The sequence below is a fragment of the Luteolibacter sp. genome, from assembly GCF_058122085.1.
Genome location: NZ_JBIKBQ010000080.1, coordinates 1 through 19793, shown reverse-complemented (window position 1 = coordinate 19793; position 19793 = coordinate 1). Strand labels below are relative to the sequence as shown.

21 protein-coding genes are annotated in these 19793 nt (G+C 60.4%); 18 read left to right on the top strand and 3 right to left on the bottom strand.

Translation table 11 applies throughout. The annotated features are described in order from the left end of the window. Positions 1–32: 32 nt before the first annotated feature. Positions 33–1958, bottom strand: a complete 1926-nt coding sequence (locus AC4DF4_RS12725) for an amidophosphoribosyltransferase (RefSeq protein ID WP_490048484.1) — start codon at positions 1956–1958, stop codon at positions 33–35. 19 nt (positions 1959–1977) lie between these two features. After that, positions 1978–2973 (bottom strand): phosphoribosylformylglycinamidine cyclo-ligase, encoded by a 996-nt coding sequence (gene purM, locus AC4DF4_RS12720; RefSeq protein WP_490048483.1) that lies wholly within the window; start codon positions 2971–2973, stop codon positions 1978–1980. A 289-nt stretch (positions 2974–3262) separates the two neighbouring features. On the opposite strand from purM, the gene AC4DF4_RS12715 reads away from it, so the two are divergent. The 11 genes from AC4DF4_RS12715 (at position 3263) to AC4DF4_RS12665 (ending at position 13960) form a co-directional block, all read left to right on the top strand. After that, positions 3263–3910: an ATP-binding cassette domain-containing protein gene (locus AC4DF4_RS12715; protein WP_490048482.1), complete on the top strand. Its 648-nt coding sequence runs from the start codon at positions 3263–3265 to the stop codon at positions 3908–3910. Between the two features lie 9 nt (positions 3911–3919). Then, positions 3920–4687 carry a hypothetical protein gene (locus AC4DF4_RS12710; RefSeq protein ID WP_490048481.1) on the top strand — a complete coding sequence of 256 codons (768 nt, stop codon included), beginning with the start codon at positions 3920–3922 and terminating at the stop codon, positions 4685–4687. 104 nt (positions 4688–4791) lie between these two features. Next, positions 4792–5712, top strand: coding sequence for a hypothetical protein (locus tag AC4DF4_RS12705; protein ID WP_490048480.1), 921 nt, complete (start codon positions 4792–4794; stop codon positions 5710–5712). 179 nt (positions 5713–5891) lie between these two features. After that, positions 5892–7166 carry a type IV pilus twitching motility protein PilT gene (locus AC4DF4_RS12700; protein WP_490048479.1) on the top strand — a complete coding sequence of 425 codons (1275 nt, stop codon included), beginning with the start codon at positions 5892–5894 and terminating at the stop codon, positions 7164–7166. A gap of 296 nt (positions 7167–7462) precedes the next feature. Continuing rightward, on the top strand, positions 7463–7894 hold the full coding sequence (locus AC4DF4_RS12695) for a prepilin-type N-terminal cleavage/methylation domain-containing protein (RefSeq protein ID WP_490048478.1): 432 nt from the start codon (positions 7463–7465) through the stop codon (positions 7892–7894). Between the two features lie 137 nt (positions 7895–8031). Beyond that, the gene (locus tag AC4DF4_RS12690; protein WP_490048477.1) at positions 8032–9801 is read left to right on the top strand and encodes a hypothetical protein; all 1770 of its coding nucleotides are present in this window, start codon (positions 8032–8034) and stop codon (positions 9799–9801) included. A gap of 56 nt (positions 9802–9857) precedes the next feature. After that, positions 9858–10232: a four helix bundle protein gene (locus AC4DF4_RS12685; protein WP_490048476.1), complete on the top strand. Its 375-nt coding sequence runs from the start codon at positions 9858–9860 to the stop codon at positions 10230–10232. A 62-nt stretch (positions 10233–10294) separates the two neighbouring features. Beyond that, on the top strand, positions 10295–10831 hold the full coding sequence (locus AC4DF4_RS12680) for a hypothetical protein (RefSeq protein ID WP_490048475.1): 537 nt from the start codon (positions 10295–10297) through the stop codon (positions 10829–10831). 92 nt (positions 10832–10923) lie between these two features. Continuing rightward, positions 10924–11559, top strand: coding sequence for a hypothetical protein (locus AC4DF4_RS12675; RefSeq protein ID WP_490048474.1), 636 nt, complete (start codon positions 10924–10926; stop codon positions 11557–11559). A 29-nt stretch (positions 11560–11588) separates the two neighbouring features. Continuing rightward, positions 11589–13376, top strand: coding sequence for a secretin N-terminal domain-containing protein (locus tag AC4DF4_RS12670; RefSeq protein WP_490048473.1), 1788 nt, complete (start codon positions 11589–11591; stop codon positions 13374–13376). Then, a complete protein-coding gene (locus tag AC4DF4_RS12665) occupies positions 13376–13960 on the top strand; it encodes a hypothetical protein (RefSeq protein ID WP_490048472.1) in 585 nt (194 codons plus the stop codon). The genes AC4DF4_RS12670 and AC4DF4_RS12665 overlap by 1 nt, the downstream gene beginning before the upstream one ends. Positions 13961–14003: 43 nt before the next feature. On the opposite strand, the gene AC4DF4_RS12660 is transcribed toward AC4DF4_RS12665, so the two are convergent. Next, positions 14004–14198, bottom strand: coding sequence for a hypothetical protein (locus AC4DF4_RS12660; RefSeq protein ID WP_490048471.1), 195 nt, complete (start codon positions 14196–14198; stop codon positions 14004–14006). A 51-nt stretch (positions 14199–14249) separates the two neighbouring features. On the opposite strand from AC4DF4_RS12660, the gene AC4DF4_RS12655 reads away from it, so the two are divergent. From AC4DF4_RS12655 to AC4DF4_RS12625, 7 genes are all read left to right on the top strand, one after another. Further along, a complete protein-coding gene (locus AC4DF4_RS12655; RefSeq protein ID WP_490048470.1) occupies positions 14250–14627 on the top strand; it encodes a four helix bundle protein in 378 nt (125 codons plus the stop codon). 177 nt (positions 14628–14804) lie between these two features. Then, positions 14805–16502, top strand: coding sequence for a GspE/PulE family protein (locus AC4DF4_RS12650; RefSeq protein WP_490048469.1), 1698 nt, complete (start codon positions 14805–14807; stop codon positions 16500–16502). Continuing rightward, positions 16495–17625, top strand: a complete 1131-nt coding sequence (locus AC4DF4_RS12645; protein ID WP_490048468.1) for a type II secretion system F family protein — start codon at positions 16495–16497, stop codon at positions 17623–17625. The genes AC4DF4_RS12650 and AC4DF4_RS12645 overlap by 8 nt, the downstream gene beginning before the upstream one ends. A gap of 19 nt (positions 17626–17644) precedes the next feature. Further along, on the top strand, positions 17645–18058 hold the full coding sequence (locus AC4DF4_RS12640; RefSeq protein WP_490048467.1) for a hypothetical protein: 414 nt from the start codon (positions 17645–17647) through the stop codon (positions 18056–18058). A 56-nt stretch (positions 18059–18114) separates the two neighbouring features. Continuing rightward, the gene (locus tag AC4DF4_RS12635) at positions 18115–18525 is read left to right on the top strand and encodes a type II secretion system protein (RefSeq protein WP_490048466.1); all 411 of its coding nucleotides are present in this window, start codon (positions 18115–18117) and stop codon (positions 18523–18525) included. After that, complete coding sequence (locus AC4DF4_RS12630) at positions 18522–18989, top strand: hypothetical protein (RefSeq protein WP_490048465.1); 468 nt, start codon at positions 18522–18524, stop codon at positions 18987–18989. Before AC4DF4_RS12635 ends, AC4DF4_RS12630 begins: the two co-directional genes overlap by 4 nt. Further along, positions 18986–19717 carry a hypothetical protein gene (locus AC4DF4_RS12625; RefSeq protein WP_490048464.1) on the top strand — a complete coding sequence of 244 codons (732 nt, stop codon included), beginning with the start codon at positions 18986–18988 and terminating at the stop codon, positions 19715–19717. Before AC4DF4_RS12630 ends, AC4DF4_RS12625 begins: the two co-directional genes overlap by 4 nt. Positions 19718–19793 lie beyond the last annotated feature (76 nt).

The following is a 19793-nucleotide window of genomic DNA, read 5'->3' as shown; positions in this document are numbered from 1 at the left end:
GCGGCGACCGGTGATCGCCGCGACGTGCGGCCTCACAACGGCAGGTCGTAACTCCGCCCGCCGACGCCTTCGTACCAGCGGATGTAGGCCTGGTTGACCATCGCGTAGCCGCCGGCGGTCGGGTAGTTTCCGGTGAAATACCAGTCGCCGCAGTCGCCTTTGATCGAGGCGTGGAGGTTGTCGATGCTTTGGAAAATCACCTCCACCTCGCCGTGCCATTCGATGCCTTCCGGATAGACCATCCGGCTGATTTCCGCGGAAACCTCTTCATCGGTGAAGGCGTCGTAAACCGCCTGGACGCGGTTCTTGCGCTCGGCGGCGGGCCGCTTGAGCTCCGCCTGGCAGTCGTCGTAAATTCGGTCTAGCAGCGACTGCCTGCCCGCCCGGCGATGCAGCGCGACGGCGGCCGCGAAGGCGATGAACTTGCCGAGCTCCGACATGTCGATTCCATAACAATCCGGATAACGGATCTGCGGCGCGGTGGAGCAGACGACGATCTTCGATGGCTTGGTGCGGGCTAGGATCTTGAGAATCGACTGCTTGAGCGTGGTGCCGCGGACGATCGAGTCATCGAGCGCGACGAGGAGATCCCCCGGCTTCACGACGCCGTAAGTGATGTCGTAAACGTGGGAAACCATTTGGTCGCGGCCTTTTTCCTGCGAGATGAAGGTCCGCATCTTGATGTCCTTGTGCGCGATTTTCTCGCCCTTCGGCCAATTGCGGAGGATCAAATCATCGACCAGCTCGGGCGTGAGGGTGCCTTCGCTGGAGGCCTTCAAAATTTCCGAGCGCACTTCCTGGCGGCGGTAAAGACGGAGGCCGTCCATCAGGCCGTAATACGCCGTTTCTGCGGTGTTAGGAATGAAGGAAAAGACGGTCTTGTCGAACGCGCCGCCGATGGACTCGACAACCTGCGAGACGAGCGCGGCGCCCATCGCTTTGCGCTCGCGATAGATCTGCGGGTCGTTGCCACGGGAGAAATAGATTTTCTCAAACGAGCACGGCGTGTAGCGCTGCGGCGGCGTGAAGGCGGAGTCGGATATCGAGCCGTCCGACTTGATGGTGATCATCGATCCGGGATCGACTGCTTTCACCTCGCTGGCGTCCGCTTCGAACACGGTCATCAGCGGCACCCGCTCGGAAGAGAAGGCGATGACCTCGTCAGTCACTAACATGTGACACGGGCGGATGCCGTGCGGATCGCGCATGACGAACATGTCGCCGTTGCCGATGACACCGCAAATCGCGTAGCCGCCGTCCCACGCGGCGGCAGATTCCGCGACCAGCTTGGGCACGTCCAAGCCCGCGGAGATCATCGCCGGAATTTCCGCGCCGGGCACTCCCGAGTCGCGCAGGTGGCGGTAAAGGTCGGTGTGCGCCTCGTCGAGATGGTAGCCGATTTCCTCTAACACCGTCTGCGTGTCGGTGCCGAAAACCGGGTGCTGACCGCGGTCGATGAGCACTTCGTTGAGCGCGCCGGCGTTGGTCATGTTGAAATTCCCCATCACCATCAGGGTGCGCGTCGGCCAGTTGCTGCGGCGCAAATAAGGATGGCAGCAGCCGGCGTCGAATTCCCCGGATGTCCCGTAGCGCAGGTGGCCGATGAGGATTTCCCCGCCGAAATCGAAGTGCTTTTTCACACTTTCCGGGTCCTTGGCGTTCAGCAGGCCCTTGCGGGACATTTTGTAGAAATCCTTGGTCTCCTTGCGGAAAATCTCGGACAGCGCGTCCTTTTCCACGCCCCGGCGGCGATGGACGTAGGACTGGCCGATGGGCATGTCGATTTTCACGCAGCCGATCCCGGTGCCGTCCTGGCCGCGGTTGCGCTGCTTTTCCATCAGGAGGAACAGCTTGTTGAGCCCCCACAGACAGGTACCGTAGCGGTCGTAATAATAAGCCAGCGGCTTGCGGAGTCGCACTGCGGCGATTCCGCATTCGTGGGTGAGGAAGTCGCTCATGCGTGGGGAAAATTTAGCGTCACTCGCCGATTACGCAAACTCGGACACCTTCTTCAGGCACCATCCGGCCTAAAACCGTGCCGCCGTCGCCCGCCTTGAGTGCGGTTTGGACATCCGCCTCGGCGACGATCGCCACCCAGCCGATGCCCATGTTGAAGGTGTGGAAGCGGTCTTCCGCATCGACGTGGGAGAGAAGTTTTTCAATGCCGGGAAGATTCCATTTCGGGATTTCCAGATCGGCCCCCATTCCGCGGAACAGGCGCTCGAGGTTTTCCGGCAGGCCGCCGCCGGTGATGTGCGACATCGCTTTCGGCTTCACGCCGGATTTCTTCAAATCGCGGGTGACGTCGTGATAAAGGCGGGTGGGTTTGAGCCAGGCGTGGAGTTCCTCGTCGGTGACTTCGCCGGGAAATTCGTTGAGCACGCGGCGGACGAGCGACCAACCGTTGGCGTGGATGCTGTCGGACGCGTAGCCGATGAGCACGTCGCCCACAGCGACGGTGGTCGGGTCGATCAGGTCGGGCTTTTCCGCGCAACCGATGCAAAATCCGGAAAGCTCGATGACATCCACAGGAACAATCCCCGGCATTTCGGCGGTTTCGCCGCCGGCGAGAATGCAGTCGCAGGCCTCAAGGTAATCCGCCATGCCGGAAATGAGCCGCGTGATTTTCTCCTCATGCAGCGCCGCGATGCCGATGTAATCGAGGAAAAGCAGCGCGTCGCCGCCGGTGGTGAGGATGTCGTTCACGCTCATCGCGACGAGATCCTTGCCGGCCGTTTCAAGAAGATCGTGCTCCAGCAGCAGTTCCAACTTCGTCCCGACGCCGTCGCAACCGGTCATCATGACCGGCTCCTTGTAGCTGCTCAGGTCGTAACAAGCGGCGAAAAGCCCGAAAGCCCCCCACAACTTGCGTGTCTGTTGAGTCCTGCGCACGTGAGTGCCGATGTCGCCCACCAGAGCGGCCGCTTTGCGCGTGTCCACTCCTGCCTGTTGGTATGTTAACTTGCCCGCCATAATCCGCTGCGGGCTTTTACCAGCCACTTCCTTCCCGTCACGAAGAAAAAATCTTTGGTTTTTTTATAGCTCCGCCAATCCGAAGAATCCTTTGTTTCATAAGGATCCGAGTCGGGAAAATTCAATTTTATTAAAAAACAAGCGCGCGGGCTCTTGAAATACTCAAAAAAGGTTGCCAACCAAAAATGATTTTGCTATTACAAAAAATGTTACCGAAGCCGATATTTTAGGTATTTTGATAACCTGCCTCATCGATCTAGAACCCGCAACGAAGTCGAAACCAGCAACGATGAACAGGCAAGCCACCATCCATCTCGACTCCGGTCTTGAAATTGGCTACGGCAGCCCGCTCGCCCGCTTCGGGCAAGAGGTGAAGCTGACCGGCGGCACTCATTTCCTGCTGGCCCGCAACGGCCGCGGCAAGACCACCCTCCTCCGCACCCTCGCCGGCACCTTGAAACCGGTTTCCGGAAAGTTCCGCGCCGAGGGCTTCGTCCAATATCTTCCCGAGGATCTCCGCTTCGATCCCGAAATCACTCCGGCGATGGTTTTCCGGATGCTGCTTCCCAAAGCCCGCCTGCAAGAAGCGCTCGACCTCGCCGGACGCATCGAGCTCGACGTCAAAAAGCCCTACGGCCGCCTTTCCACTGGCAACCGCCGCAAAACCAGCCTGATCATGGCCGAGTTTTCCGTGAAACCGGACACCGGCAACATCCTGCTTCTCGACGAGCCTTTCAGCGGACTCGACGCCTTCGCCCGCAAAGCCTTCGAGGAAATCTGGAAACAGTCCTCTGCCAACGTCCTGCGCCTCGTGAGCTGCCATCCGGACTACGATTCGATGGAAATGCCCAGCGCGCTGATGATCGAAGGCAAAAGCGCCCGCCATCTCAATGAAGACGGCCAGACCTGGAGCGCCCTCAAGAATTTGATGAACTGAACCCCAGCCATGAGACTCTTCCGACTCACATTTGCCACGATTCTCCAGCGTAAAGCCTGGGCGATCTGCGCCCTTGCGGTGATCGCTCTGCCTTTCGCACTGCCGCTGATTTCCAGCGCCACCGAAAAACCGCTGCTCGTGCAACCGGCCCGGATTCTCGCCGCTTGGGGCACGCTTTGGACCTGCACCCTGCTCTGGGGCTTGTTCACCGCCGCCCGCGAGGGGGAAACCAACGCCAAAACCGGCGTCGGCGAGTATTTCCAAACCACCGGAGTTTCCGCCACCCGCCAACTGCTGGAAATCTGGCTCGCCGTCTTCTCCTTCATCGCGCCGCTCGCCATCATCACCGCGCTCATCTGCCAGTTCGGAGCCAAGCCCGCCGATCCCGCCGAGCACTCGATGTGGTGGACCCTGAACCTCCAATACGCCGCGCTCTTCCTGCTGGTCACCGCTCCGTTGTTAGCCCTGGCGACCGCGCTCGCCTCGCGCTTCGGCGGCATCACCGGCTTCACCGTCACCCTGCTCATCGCTATCTACGGCCTCTACGGCGTCGGCTACATCGAGCACATGCTGAAGCTTGAGGAAAATCCGATCCTCCACGGACTCTGGGTTTACTCGCCACACTACAGTTTCGCGGATCTCACCCAGCGCCTGCTCTTCAAGCGCGGATCCCTTCCTGCCGGAGCCTTCTGGAACATGACCCTCTATTTCGCCGGCATCTTCGCGGTCTATCTGGGCCTCTCCCGCCTCACCTTCCGCACCAAGATTACTGCGTAAGTCTCAAAGTCTCAAAGTCAAATATTCAGACCTCTTCCTCTTCTCTTCCCACCTTAAGACCTTCGACTTTAAGACCTTCGACCCTCTTCCCACCTCTTCTTCCCATGTCCCGCATCTCCACCCACGCGATCTCCTTCTGCCTCATCGGCAGCGGCGTGTTGGCATGGGCGTTTGCCGGACGCCCGCTGGTCACCAATCCTGATTTGGATGTTCCGCTCAACCCGCTGGGAATCAACGGCAGCCCCTACGGCGAGGTTTTTGCAATGGCCATGCAGGGCTCCATCGAAACCTACTTCCACGGCGGCATGGGTGTCGGAGCCCACCGTCATGAAGACGGCCAATCCTGCGACTCCTGCAAGAAAACCGCGGAAATCAAACCCGCCGCCAAATCCAACCCATCGCTGGAGCGCCGGTTCGAAAACTTCCTCGCCTCCCTCGGCAAAGTCTCTGAAGTCAGCACCAACCCGAAAGCCCCGAGCGACGCCCACAAGCGCTACCTCCGCCGCCAGACCGAGGACAAGCTCCGCTTCGCCTACCAGCTCGATCCGTCCCACTACGGAAACTACAACTCGCTCAACTTCTTCCTCACCGAGCCCGCCGTCGGCACCCGTCCCGAGCTCACGCCTTCCGCCGCGAAACTCGCCCAGGACACCATCCAATACTGCCTCAAGCAGGAACACGATCCCCGCCCGGCCCTCACTGCCGCCGCCGCCGCGACCAACATGCTCCACCTCATGTTCGAGGACCTCAAAAGCGAGCAGCCCAAGTTCACCCCCGCGCAGATGCGCCAGTGCCTGGATATCACCGACCACTGCCTTGTCCGCTACGAGACCCTCGCCAAAGAGTGGGACCAAACGAAAAACTGGGAGCTTCTATCACCCCAACGCGTCAACGAATGCGACGAGCGTTTCCACTTCATCGTCAAGATCCGCGACGCCGCCGAGAAAACCATCCTCCGCCTCGAAGGCAAACTCCAGCCGCAAGTATCGGGAGAGTCTAAAGGTCTTAAGGTCTCAAAGTCTTAAGGTCAAACATCCGAACTTCCACTTACCTCTTCCTCTTCCTCTTCTCTACCGACCTTCGACCTTAAGACCTTCGACTTTTAGACCTCTTCCTCTACCGACCTTCGACCTTAAGACCTTCGACTTTTAGACCTCTTCCTCTACCGACCTTCGACTTTCAGACCTCTTCTCTTTCTCTTCCCATGATCTCCTCTGCCCCAGTTCTCGAACCACCACCGCTTCCGGGTCACACCCCGGCCGCCGTGCCGGTGCGTTTCGCCGCGGGCATGAAGGGCAACCACCTGCTCGGCATCATCTTCCGCGTCTGCCGCGAGCTCCGCGTCTCGGACATCCAGATGCGCGCCGACCGCCCGGTCTATATCCATACCAACAAGGGCATGGAGAAACTCGATTTCCTCGGCATCCTCAACGCCGGCAACATGGACGAGATCCTCAAGGAACTCATCTCCAACCGCGAGAGCGGCAGCCACGGATTCGGTCAGGAAAACAGCATGGATATGCGGGTCGATGAAAAAATCCGCCTCGCCATCGCCAGCTTCTCCGAGACCCGCGTCGCCGACTTCTCCTGCGACGGCATCCCCATGGGCGACAGCGGCGAACGCTCCGGCCGCCTGCGGATCCAAGCCCACCTCAGCTCCTCCGGCCTCGGCGTCACCTGCCGGATTCTCAACGATTTCATCCCCGAGCTGGAATCCCTCGGCATCGATCCCGACACCACCGACACCCTGCGCCACGGCGTCCTCAAGCGCGCCGGACTCTGCCTCGTCACCGGTCCCACCGGCTCGGGCAAATCCACCACCCTCGCCTCGCTCATCGACTGGGCCCGCCGGAATCATCCCAAGCACATCGTCACCGTCGAGGACCCCATCGAGTATCAATATCCCGACGACATGGATGATCCGGATTATCCCGGCCACCGGATTCCCGGACCCAGCATCGTCACCCAACAGGAAGTCGGCCGCGACGTGCACTCCTACAAGCAAGGTCTCAAGGACGTGCTACGGAAAGCGCCCCACATCATCCTGCTCGGAGAAATCCGCGACCGCGAGGCCATGGAAACCTGCATGGAAGCCGCGCAGACCGGTCACCTCGTCCTCTCCACCCTCCACACCACCGGCGCCGTCAAAACCATCGGCCGGATTCTCGAACTCTATCCGAAGGACAACCACACCTCCGTCCTCAGCCGCCTCGCGGAAATCCTCATCTTCATCCACTCGCAAGGCCTCCTCAACGGCGTCCAGAAGCGGGTGCTCACCTACGAATTCCTCCAGAACAACGACGACGCCGTCTCCAGCGCCATCGCCAACTACGACGGCGGCGCCCGCTCGCTGGAGGACGTCATCCGCCGCGCCGGCAACATCGAGTGGGACTCCAATCTCCGCCGCCTCCTCAACCAAGGCGTCATCACCCAGGAAACCTTCCAGAACTCCAAAATGAACAAGAATGATGACGATTGAAGATGAGATGTCTGAAAGTCTTAAAGTCAAAGGTCTGAAAGTCAAAGACGCCAGCGACTCTTCCTCTTCCGACCTTCGACTTTAAGACCTTCGACCTTCGACCTTCAGACCCTCTTAATCTTAATCTCATCTTCCGACCTTCAGACTTTAAGACCTTCGACTTTAAGACCTCTTCCCAACCACTTTCCGAGACCCCGCCCAAACCCCGAAGAACTCAGAAACCTTCGAGTCCAAAAGCGCTCTCAATCCGACAAAAAAACAAACACACCCGAATAAAAAATAGAAAATAACACACTATGAAACTGACCAACACCCAAAACATGAAGTCCAAGTCCGGTATGACCCTGCTCGAATTGACAGTCGTCATCCTTGTCTTGCTCTCCCTCATCTCCATCCTCTTCATCGGCGCACGTGCCTGGAAGAAGGGTTCCGACCGTTCCACCAACATCCTGAACATCCGCAATGCCCAACAAGCCGTGCGCGGTCATGCCAACATGCAAAACCTCACGGAAGGCACTGGAGTTTGCACCGAAGCCATTATCTATGGAGCTGCCAGCGATGGCGTTGGCGCATATCTACGCAAGCCGGCTCCTCCAGCCACTGCCATCACCAGCTACACCGGCGGTGGCACGGTTCCAACTGCAGGCGTTCTGTGGTTGACAGCTGCCTACACAGGCACTGGCGAAGTCGACTACGCTCCAGCGACGACGTTGACAGCAGACTGGTAATTCCAGCCGAGCTTCCCTCCGGAAGTTCAATTCCACGGCTCGCCTGCTCATGGCGGGCGAGCCGTTCCCTTTCCCGAAATCTTTCGTTCCCCGGATCGCTCCCCCGTCCGCCATGCACTCCCTTACTTTCCAGTCCCTTGGCCACCTTCCAACATCCGGCGTCTCTCAATGCCTTCCAGCAGTTCCGCCAGGCCTGTTCGATCCTGCGCCACACCACCCGCGCCAGCAATCCGGCATGGTATCAGAACGCCCTTGAGCTGAATTTCCAGCTGCACATCCGCACGGATGGCGCCGGCATCACCACTTTCTATCACGACTGCAAGAAGGCCCAGTGGAGCAGCGGGCCGTCCCTCTCGGAGGAAATCCTGCAAGACCCCGCCCGGCTGGACAGCTTCGTCGCCGAGGCGCTCCGCGCCGCCCGCTCCCACGGAGCCTCGTCCTTGGGCGTCATCCTGCACGTCGCCGACGAGTTCGCGACCACCGAGCTCAAGCCGGAGCTCGACAACCCCGCCGCCCTTGCCGACCTCCGGGACACCGCCGTTTCCGACCCCGGATCGATTCTCGAAGACTCGTCGATTCTCGCCGACCAAGCCGCCTGGCGCGTACTCCCCTACCCGGCGGCAGGCAGCGAGGTGATCGGCACCACCATCACCATTTCCAAGCAATACGCGCCCCTCATCGCCAAGCTTCGGGAAACCGGCGAGACCGGAAATTTCCCGGTCATCACCCACGCCTTGAGCGCGCCGCTGGTGGTCATCATGGGACTGAGCCAGTCGGTCGAACCCACGCCCGGAAAGCCGTTCGTCGGCATTCTCCAATACCCGTGGTTCACCGCCCTCGCCTTCTTCAACGAGCACGCCGACCTGAGGCTCATCCGGACCCTCCAGCACCGCGGCTTGCGCCGGCCCACCAATTTCCGCAACGCGCTCACCACCACCAACGCCTCCCTGGAATTCGTCGATCCCGACCTCTTCCTCCTCCCTCTCGGTGAAAAAGTGGACGCCTCGCTCAGTGCTGACCTGAAAATCACCTTCACCACCAGCCGCGTGGAAGTGGTCCAACAAGCCAGCATCGAAGGCATCCCCGCCTGGTGCCCCGAACCGGCGATCTCCGCGCAGCCCGCCGCGCCAGCCGAATCCACCACCAGCCACACCTTCACCATCCTCCTCGAGGAAAAATGGGCGCTCCAGGATTTCCTGCCGACACCCAGGGACATCGTCGAGATCCATCCCAGCCGCTCGGACATGCGACTGCTCAAGCTTCTCCGCCTCTCCCGGGTCGCGCTCTTCGCCATCGCGGTGCTGTCCATCGCCTACTTCGGCCTCGGCGTGATCGATCTGATCCGCCGTCCGGAATGGTCGTTCGACCCGTCCCAAACGGAGTTGACTAAAGGACGGCTCAAAAAGGTCACCAACGAGAGACAAAAAGCCGAGCACTGGAACAACCTGCTGGAAGACCGCTCCAAGGCGTGGACCAGCATGGAATCGCTCTCCCGCATGTTCCCTGAAAACAGCGGCATGTTGGTGAAGACCTACGCCCACGCGGCCAAGCCCGACAGCACGCCCGGCAAGGCCAAGGTCGGTCTCGTCAAGGAATGGAAAATCACCGGCTACGCCCGCGACGAAGCCCTCGAATACCTTAATAACCTCAACACCCGCGAAGGCATTTCCGCCCACTTCAGCGAGATCGCCCGCGTCACCGGCAACAGCGCCTATAGCCCGAACACCGGCAACCGCAACCTCGTCGTTAACGTCCGCACCCAGGAAAACAGCAGCTACAAAAACATTCCGCCGGAGGAAATCGACGATGCGGATCAATCGACCTATCCGTTCACCTTCGACCTCACCATCACCCAGCGTTTCGAGGCCACCGATCCGATGGCGATCAACGTCGCCAAAGCCCCGTGAACGTCAAACTTCGAACGCCGAACTTCCAACTTTGAACGAAGAGAATGAATGCTGAAATGAAACAAGACCCGCAACAGCCTTATGATTTGGAAGAGCGTCTTTTGGACTACGGAGCGCAAATCATCCGGCTGACGCGTTCCCTGGCGGGTGATTACGCGGAACGTCATGTGGGTAACCAGTTGCTGCGTTCGGGGACCGCTCCGCTCTCTCACCACGGGGAGGCCCAAGGAACCGAATCCACCGCTGATTTCATTCACAAATTCCGTCTCGGACTCAAAGAACTCCGCGAATCCGACCGCTGGCTGAAACTCATCTTCCGCGCCGAATTACTCCCAAACTCTGACCGGCTCCAAGCACTCACCCAGGAAACCGATCAGCTCATCCGGATTTTCGTCGCCAGCATCAACACCGCCGAAAAGCGTCGGAAATAATCGTTCTCCTCTTCTCTTCAGTTCGACGTTCCATGTTCGAAGTTCAACGTTCAAAGTTCCCAATGCATCTCTACCGCCAACCGATTATTCTGTTTGGGCTCATCCTTCCCATCGTCGCCACCGCCGTGCTGATCGGGATTTTCTCCATGCTGAAATCCAACATGGTCACCTCCTCCGCGATCAAACAGAAGAGTTACACGGCTTACGAAGCGGGCCGGTTCGCCAGCCTCAAGATCGAAGCCCAGGTCGGCCGCCAGCGCCCGCACCTCGACCGCTGGAAAACCCAGCTCTCCCAGGAAACCGCCAGTGCCGTTACCACCAACCTGCGGGAGATTTCCGAGGGTCTGCCGGCCAAGGAAATCCAACAGACCGCCTTCGAGCGCCCGAGTACCAGCGGTGGCTTCGGAGCTATTTCCGCGCAGAGCTCCTCGCAGATCCGCATCGCCTTCCGCGGCACCTACCGCACCATGCAGCGGGCCTTCCTCGAACTGGAAACCCGGATGCCGCAACTCCAGCTCCAGGAGCTCAAGATCGATCCCAGCACCAACCAATCCTCGCTCCTCAACTTCCAAGTCACCTACACCGCATGGGAAAACTAACTTCAAGGAGCGTGGGCGTCTCGCCCACGCGCCAACATCCATTCCACTCGAGGAGCCCGGTCGCGCCCCTGCTATTGCTGTTCGGAATCTTTTTGGCGCCCTCCGCCTCCGCGCAGTCGGCCGCCAACTTCGACACCAAATCCCTCGCGTCCGAGGCCTCCGCTCCCAAGGAAACCAAAACCGCCAAGCCCATCGCCAAGGAAGCCGCCCCGGTCAACACCTTGCCGTCCCGCCAAGTGGGAGCCGACGAGCTGGCTCCTTACGTGGAATCGGTTTCCTCCGTGCTCCTGATGCGGAAACGCGCCACGGACCCCTTCGGCCAGCTCCAGGACCCGGACGCGAAACCGGTCATCAAGGCCCCGGTCGCCGGAGCCGTGAAACGCGCCGCGCCCATCCAGGCGACCCCCTTCGCCGACATCGTCGGGATGATCGTGGTCACCACCATCATGCCCGGCGAAAAACGATTCCTGATAGGAACCCGCTCGGTCAGGCAAGGCGACCAGCTCCCGCTCAGCTTCCACGGCAGACCCATCCGCGTCCAAGTCACCGAAGTCACCTCCCGCCAGATCGGCTTTCGCAACCTCGACAGCGGCGAGACCGCCTCCCGCAAGCTCGACCTGCTCCCGGTCGGGATGACTCCCGGAAATAACGGAATCACCGCTCCCGGCATGGTCCCGGACCGCCCGAACGCCCCGATTGAACTTGAAGCACCCGATCCCACGCGCTGAAACCGCCTAAACCTCTCAACCACACCACCATGAAAGCCGCGAATCTCCTCACCCTCTCCGCCGCCATCCTTGCGGCGGGAATGCTCCACGCCCAAAGCCCTGACGATCCCGCGATCGAAGCCGTGGCCGCCGCCGGAGCGCAAATCCCTGAAATTCCCGGCGCGGGAGACACCCTGCCCGCAATCGAACCCTCCGGCCTCCCCGCGCCTTCGGAGATCCCTGCAGTGCCTGCTCCCGGAGATCCAGCCGCGCCCGGAGCCGCCGCGCCCTTCGGCCCGCTTGAACAACAGAAACAGGAAATGCAAAAGTCCGACGAGGGCTTTATCATCAAGGATGCCGGACTCAATGACATCTTCCAGTTCCTCGCGAAATCCGCCGGCCGCCAGTATTTCCACAACTCCAAGATCGCCGGCCCCGAGTTCCTCGTCACCGGCCACCTCAACGACGGCAACCCCCTCCAACAGATGGAAGAGCTCTCCTTCATGTACGGACTCTCGCTCCACACCAAGGGCAACACCATCTACGCCCTCACCCAGGCCCAGCTCGCCCAACTGCCGAGCGCCGAGTTTCACTATCAACTCCGCTACCTCCGCCCCACCGACATGGAACAGATCAAGGAACTGATCAAACCCATGCTCAGCCCCGGCACCGGCATCGTCAACTTCGAGCCCAAGACCAACACCATCATCATCATCGACTCCGCCCACCGCATCGAGCAAGCCCGCGACCTGCTCCACGGCATCGACAAGGCGAAAGGCCAGATCATCGTCGAAACCAAGATCCTCCGCGTCAACAGCGGCGTCGCCGAGCGCACCGGCGTCAACTGGGCCGCATCTCTCGGCAAGGACGGCACCTCCCTCAAGGTCACCCGCGATCTCAATTCCGTCTTCGGATTGGACTCGCCCGTCGCCGACGCGATCGGCTCCGGCAGCACCAACCTCGTGCTCAGCCCGCTCCAACTCAACGGCGTCCTCCGCGCACTGGCGGAAGGCAACCTCGCCAGCCAGGTTTCCAACCCCACCCTCATCACCGAGGACAACGAACAGGCGACCATTTCCATCATCGACCGGCTTCCAATCATCACCACCACCAGCACCGCGGTCAGCGGATCAGACAACCCCACCGTGACCGAGGAAGTCCGTTATAAAATCGACACCAGTGACAAGAGCATCGACACCGACCCCGACAAGCACCGGGAAATCGGCATCTCCATGGTGGTCACACCCACCCTGCTCCCGGATGGCACGGTCCGCATGAAACTGCGTCCGCGTTCGGCGCAGATCAGTGGCGAAGTAATCAGCGAGAAAACCAAGAACCGGTATCCCCGCGTGACCGAATCAATGGTCGAAACACTCGCCCGCGTGCCTGACGGCTACTCCCTGATCGTCGGCGGCTTCTATGGCGAGGCCAAATCCGGAGCCAACACCAAAATCCCGCTGCTCGGTGACCTGCCAGTGCTCAATTTCTTCTTTAAAAGCAAGGAAGCACTCAAAGAGCAAACCAGCCTCGTCTTCGTCGTCACCCCGAAATCCTACGACCCGACCAGCCGCGGCGCGAACGACAGTGCCAGCAACCGCCTCCGCTCGAACACCGTCATCGGCTGCGATCACGACTGGGTGGACCAGGACAATCCCGGCCCCGCCCACGAGCCCAACCTGACACGGACCGTCCGCGGCCTGCAGCCGACCGAGGCGCCTTACTACCCGCGTACCGAGGAGCGGCGGGCCGACTATCCGAGTGCCGAGGAAATTGCCCCGCGGAAATACAGCGCTCCCAGCCGCACCAAATCCAACTTCAGCAAGGCGGCCAAACACTGATGCTCGAAGCTTCACCATTCCTCGAGGCCCAGGAACCCGCCCCCCGCGCCAAGGGCGCGGACCTCTGGGACTTCGCGGAGCTCTGCCTGCAACAAACCGCGGAAGCCCTCCATCAAGCCCGCGCCGGAACCCCCGCCGAAATCTCACAGGCCATCGCCACCGCCCGCGAGAACCACGCCAAACAAATTCCTTCCGACCTCCTCGAAGTGATGGCGCGGGTCCTTGGCCACGACGAGGAACACCTCAGCCCGGCCATCCTCGACCTCGGCAACAAGGTCGCCGCCACGCTGAACCCCTCCGCGCCCTTGATCCCCTTCGGCGGCAAGTTGATCGCCCCTTCCGCGTTCTACGAATCCTTCGACCAGATCCACAAGATCGCGCGGGTCCTGTTATCCCCGGTGATCTATGCCGAGGACACCGACGCCATCGGCACCGCCTCCGCCAATCCGGTCGCCGCCGCGATCCTGGCGGAGGAAATCCGCACCACCGTTTTCAAGCGCTTCGGAATCCGCCCCTTCATCACCGTCGCCCGGCTCGACTACGAGAGCTGGACGTTTTTAAGCCGAAAGCACTTCGAGCTGTGAAAAAGTGCCGAGTGATCAGTGAGCAGTGATCAGAAAAGAAAATTCAATAATCCACCCACTCCACTCCACTCCTCTCCACTCCTCTCCACTCCTCTCCACTCCTCTCCACTCCTCTCCTCTCCTCTCCTCTCCTCTCCTCTCCTCTCCTCTCCTCTCCTCTCCTCTCCTCTCCTCTCCTCTCCTCTCCTCTCCTCTCCTCTCCTCTCCTCTTCATCTTCTCTTCATCTTCTCTGATCACTGATCACTGATCACTGATCACTGATCACTTCTTCACTCAAAACTCCTTCCCATGCCTGACATCAATACATTTGAAGATCTCGATATCTGGAAGCGCGGCTGCCAACTCGCAGTGGATGTTTATGTAGCCAACCATAATTCGAAAGATTTCGGACTCAAAGATCAGATGCAACGTGCTGCCGTTTCCATCCCATCCAACATCGCGGAAGGCTGCGAACGGGACAGCACACCCGATTTCATCAAATTCCTCCGCTACAGCAAAGGTTCCTGTGGCGAACTCCGCACCCAGCTCTACATCTCCGAGCGCGTGCGGAAAAAGCTCAGCCAGCCCGCCCTTGACGGCTCGCGCGAAATGATCACCGAGACCAAGGAACTCTCAAAAATGATCCAAGGCCTCATCAATTCCCTAAAACGCCGCTCCTCGCCCTAAATCCTTCCCTGCTAACCTCTTACTCTGCTCTGCTCTGCTCTGCTCTGCTCACTGCTCACTGCTCACTGCTCACTTCTTCCTCTTCTCTTCTCTTCTCTTCTCTTCTCTTCTCTTCTCTTCTCTGATCACTGATCACTGATCACTGATCACTGATCACCCCTTCCCCTTCCCCTTCCCATGATAGAATTCGACGGCATCTCCTTCAACGAACTCATCAGCCGCCGGATCATGGGCGAGCTGGCCGGGCATGATCCGAGCTATGCGGAGCTCGCCCAGGACCAGGTGCCTAACCGCGTCACCCGCTACAGCTTCATGGCGGCCATCGCCAAGATCAACGGCCTTGCCTTCTTCCCGAAGGTCGCCGAGTTCTGCGACGGCACGCTCCACGCCACCTGCGACTCCACGGTGATGACCCGCGGATTCTTCGCCCCGCTCTGCCTCTCGGGCACCGACAAGCTCATCGTCGCCATCGCCAATCCCTGGAGCCCGCTGCCAGAAGAATATCTCGCCCCGCGTTTCCCCCATCTTGAGATCGTCAAGATCGTCACGCTCGCCACCGAAATCAGCCGGGCCATCGAGTCGATCGCCACCAACAACGGCCCCAGCAGATCCGACCTCGACGCCATCGACGTGGAAGACATGGATGACGGCATCCATGACTTCGACGTCACCACCGACTACACCGAGCCGATGGCCCAGCTGATCGCCTCGATCATGTCGGACGCCGTGAGAACCCGCACTTCCGACGTCCATTTCAAGGTGGAAAAGGAATCGTTTTACTATTGTTTCCGCTGTGACGGCGACATCGGCGCGAAGGTGGAAATCCCGATGAAGCTCAAGGACCGGCTCGACGCCTTCCTGCTCAACCTGATGCGGCTGCCCACCGAGATCCGCAACACCGCTCCGGGCATCTCCGGACGTTTCACCATTTCCTATTTCCACCGGCCCATCGACATCCGTTACGAGCGCCACCGCACCTACCGCGGCTACCACGTGACCATGCGTCTGTTGGACAAGAGCAACATCAACGTCACCCTCGGCAAAGGCACGCTCGCCTTCGACGACGAGACGATGTTCGCCCTCAACAAAGTGATGAAAATCCCCGCCGGCATCATCGTCATGTCCGGCCCCACTGGCTCCGGCAAATCGACCACGCTCAACGCCATCCTGCGCGAACTCAACCGCCCGGACGTGAACATCCTGACGCTGGAAAACCCGGTGGAAGACGAGGTGCCCGGCATCACCCACTGCGACTTGAAAAGCCCCAAGGAATTCAAGCCCATGATCGCATCCTTCATGCGCTCGGACCCCGACATCATCCTGATGGGAGAGGTCCGCGACATTGAGTCCGCCGAGCTCGCCATCGAGGCCGCCGTGACGGGCCACAAGGTCCTCACCACCATTCACACCGCGCGGGCCTCACAGATCATCGAGCGTTTCGAACAGCTCGGCTTGGAACGCTGGAAGATCGCGCAAACCCTCAAGGCCGCCTGCGCGCAGCGCCTGGTCAAACTTCTCTGCCCGTATTGCAAGGAGCCCTCCAACGGAATCGATGAGCTCGACCGCAAAACCTTCAGCCTCGACGATTCCTGGGCGGACGTCCCGGTCTTCACCGCCAAGTCCGGCGGCTGCCAGGAATGCCGCAACACCGGCTACAGCGGACGGACCGCCATTCTCGAAATCATCCCGATCTCCCCGAAAATCTCCGACCTGCTCGCGAAGGGCGAGATGACGCCCTACGAGTTGGAAATGAAAGTCGCCGAGGAAGGCGTCCTGCCGAATCTCCGCCGCAGCGGCCTGCGGCTGCTCCGCGATGGAAAAACCGACCTTGTTGCCGTCAGCAAGGTCATCGACATGACCTACACCGATGACTAGTCCCACCGCCCAGGGCAAAGCCGCCGCCGTGCCGGCCCAGAAAGGCCTTCTCGCCGCGCTCAACAAGCCGGGGAAGGTCAAGGAATTCAGCAAGAAGGACCTGGTGGACCTGTTCCGCGGCCTCGGCTCGATGCTGCGCGCCCAGATCAACACCGCCGACGCGCTCAAATACTATGGCCACGGCCTTCCTAACAAAGCCATCGCCGACGCGCTCGTCCGCATCCGTGAGGATATCAACACGGGCATGAACGTCCATGAAGCCTTCCGCCGCACCGGGCGTTTCAGCGAGACCATCGTCGGCCTCATCCAGGCGGGTTCGGATGCCGGCCAACTTCACCACGCGTTCCAATCGCTCGCCGCCCGCTTGAAGAGCGAGTTGTTTTTCGCCAAACAGATCAAGAAAGCGACCATCACCCCCGGCATCATCATCTGCGTCCTGGTAGGCGCGTTCATCGTTTCCCAGGTCAAGATCGTTCCCCAAGTCGAGGAGATGCTCAGCGGTGTCGGGGCCAAACCTGACGGCATGACGGCCATCTCCTTCAAGGTCAGCCATTTCACTCAATCGACATGGCCGATCTTCGTCTGCAGCGCCATTGCGATCGCGGTGACCATCGCCCGCTCGGCCCACGTGCGGAACCTGATCCTCGGCTTCTTCATGTCCAAGTGGCGGCTGCTGCGCCTGCTCATCATGAGCCTGCGCCAGGTGACCTTCATCTCGACCATCCAGCTGCTGCATTCCAACGGCATCAACCTCGCCAAGTCCATCCGCGTCTCGGCCAACAGCGTCCGCAACACTCCGTTCTACGAGGAGCTGCGCACCGCAGCCGACAAATACGAGCACTCCGGCGTCCCGCTCTCCACCGCCTTCGCCAAATACACCTCGGTCGATGCCCAGGTCACCCACATGCTTGCCATCGGTGAGAAATCCGCCTCGCTCGACGCGCAGCTCGGGATGTTGTCCGAGATGTATGAGGAGGATTTGCAAAATCACATGGACTCATTCGCCGCCGCGATCAGCTTCGTCGTCCTGCTCATGGCGGTCAGCCTCATCGCCGCGGTTTTCATCGGCACCTTCCTGCCGATTTTCCTGATGGGTCCGAAGATGATGCAGAGCGGAATCTAAACACGAAACCCAGCACCCCATGCAACTCACCCGTTTCGACCGCTGGCTTCGCGAGAAGTATGTGTATGAGACGCACATTCAAACGCTGCGACCGCCGGAATCGCTGCCGGACGGCATCCGCACCGTGGAGATCCCCGACGTCCCGGGAAAGCGCTACAAGCACCTGTTCGTGGCTGGCAGCAGCAAGCTCGCCGACGAACTCATCGCGCAGCTCAGGGAAAACAGCCAGATGTATACGACCCAGATCGTGGACCGGGACGCATGGTTTGTGCCCTTCATCGCGCCCAAGGACAAATCCGTCACCTGGTGGTTGTTCTCCGTGGCGATCATTTCCGTCTCCTCGTTCTTCGCGCTGATCTATCTCAAAGGTCTCGTGGAGGACCCCGAATTCCGCAAAAACTTCATCGAAGCCGTGAAACTCTTCAAGGGGTGAAACAGCCGGATTTCCAGCTTTTCAAGAACTTCCGAATCCGTTAAGCAATTCCCGTCATGAAAACGCAGCGTCTGTCCCGCCAGTCCCAAAAAGCATTCACGCTTCTGGAGATGACCATCGTCATCATGGTGCTGCTCGCCCTCGTCAAAATCGGGCTGTTCTCCTCCAGCAAGATGGACCAGTGGAAACTCGGCCGCACGGCGTCCGAAACCCTCCGCCAGGTGTATTCCGCCCAGCGGATGTATCTCGCGGACAATCCCACCGTCTCGGTCTCCGAGCTCACCAGCGCCCTCATCCTTCCCTACATGCCTGGCAACATCACGGTGATGCCGACGGTCACCTCGCTGGTCGGAACCAACCTGACGATTCTCGTGAATGTTTCTCCCCCCGTCATCAATGCCGGCTCAGGCGTCACCTACGACCCTTCCGGCAGCAACAGGGACTCCCTCTGGGACGTTGGAGAATGACGCGCCTTCTATCATTCCTGCTATTTCTCACTCTGCTGCCGGTGGCCCGCGCCACCGAGTTCAAGCACGTCGGCGACTTCCTGCTGCAAGCCCATTTCAAACTCACCGGCCAGCAGGTGACGCCCATCCCGATGAAGCCCATCGCCTTCCGCGTCTCCACCGACGGGGTCCGCATCCGGGTCTCCGCGGAAGGCGACGAGGAATCCCACAGCACCTTTGAAATCTATCGGTCAGACGGCATCGGCCGCCAGCGCCAGGGATCCGGCGCGCTCGAAGTCATCCCCGGCCTGCAAGCCATGAGCAACTCCGGCGGAACCCTCCGCCACTTGCGGCTTTCCCGCGAATCCATGACCATCACCACCTTTCCCGGCGTGTCGGACCAGACCATCGTCAGCCATGCCGTCGCGGCCGAGCCGAGGTCCGAAAACGCCCGCAACGAGGAGAAACCTTCGACGAAACCATGAAACCGCTTCCCGTCCAGAACCCCAGCCTGATCCAAGCGATCGACAACGCCGCGTTGGCCTACTTGAAGTCAAATCGCCGCGCGGCCACCTGCCCGACGCAACGGATTTATCCCTGGCTGCTTTTCGCCAGCACGGCGGTCGCGGCCCTGTTCTGCCTGATGTACATCACCAAGCCCGTCATCCTGGCTTCGCAAAGTCCCATCCCGACTTACACCCCGCCCCCGGCCACGGCCGCTCCCAAAACCACCGCCGCCCCCGTCAACGTCGCGCTGATGCCCGCCAACGACCAGCTTCCCGGCGAAAAAACCACCAAGGACACCGCGCCCGACCGCACCTCGTCCCCGGCCGCCGCCTTCGAGCAAACCAACCTCCGCATCCAGCACATCCTCACCGCCGAGGCGCCCGGCGGCCATCTCGCCAAGATCGACATCGACGTGCCGGTCCTCTATCGCAGCCGCAACCTCCGCTGGACCGCCGCGGAAGTCGCCGACGCCCGGGCGCTCCTCGTCCGCCTCGCCGACTATCAGGAAAAATCCCGCACCCTGCGCGCGGATGGCGCCGAACTGCTTGATTCGTGGAACCGACTGGTCGAACGCTCGATTCCCGCGAGTGATCTCCGGGCCGACAGCCCCACCCTTCCCGCCAACCAACAGGACGCCGCGGACGCACCCCGTCCCGCCGGCCTCGACACCACGGAATTGATCAAAATCCAACCTTCCGGAAAATGAAAACCCGCCTTTCCATCGCCACGATCACCCTCCTCGGCGGGCGGGGTGGGGGGGGCCCCAAGGCGCCCCCCGCAAC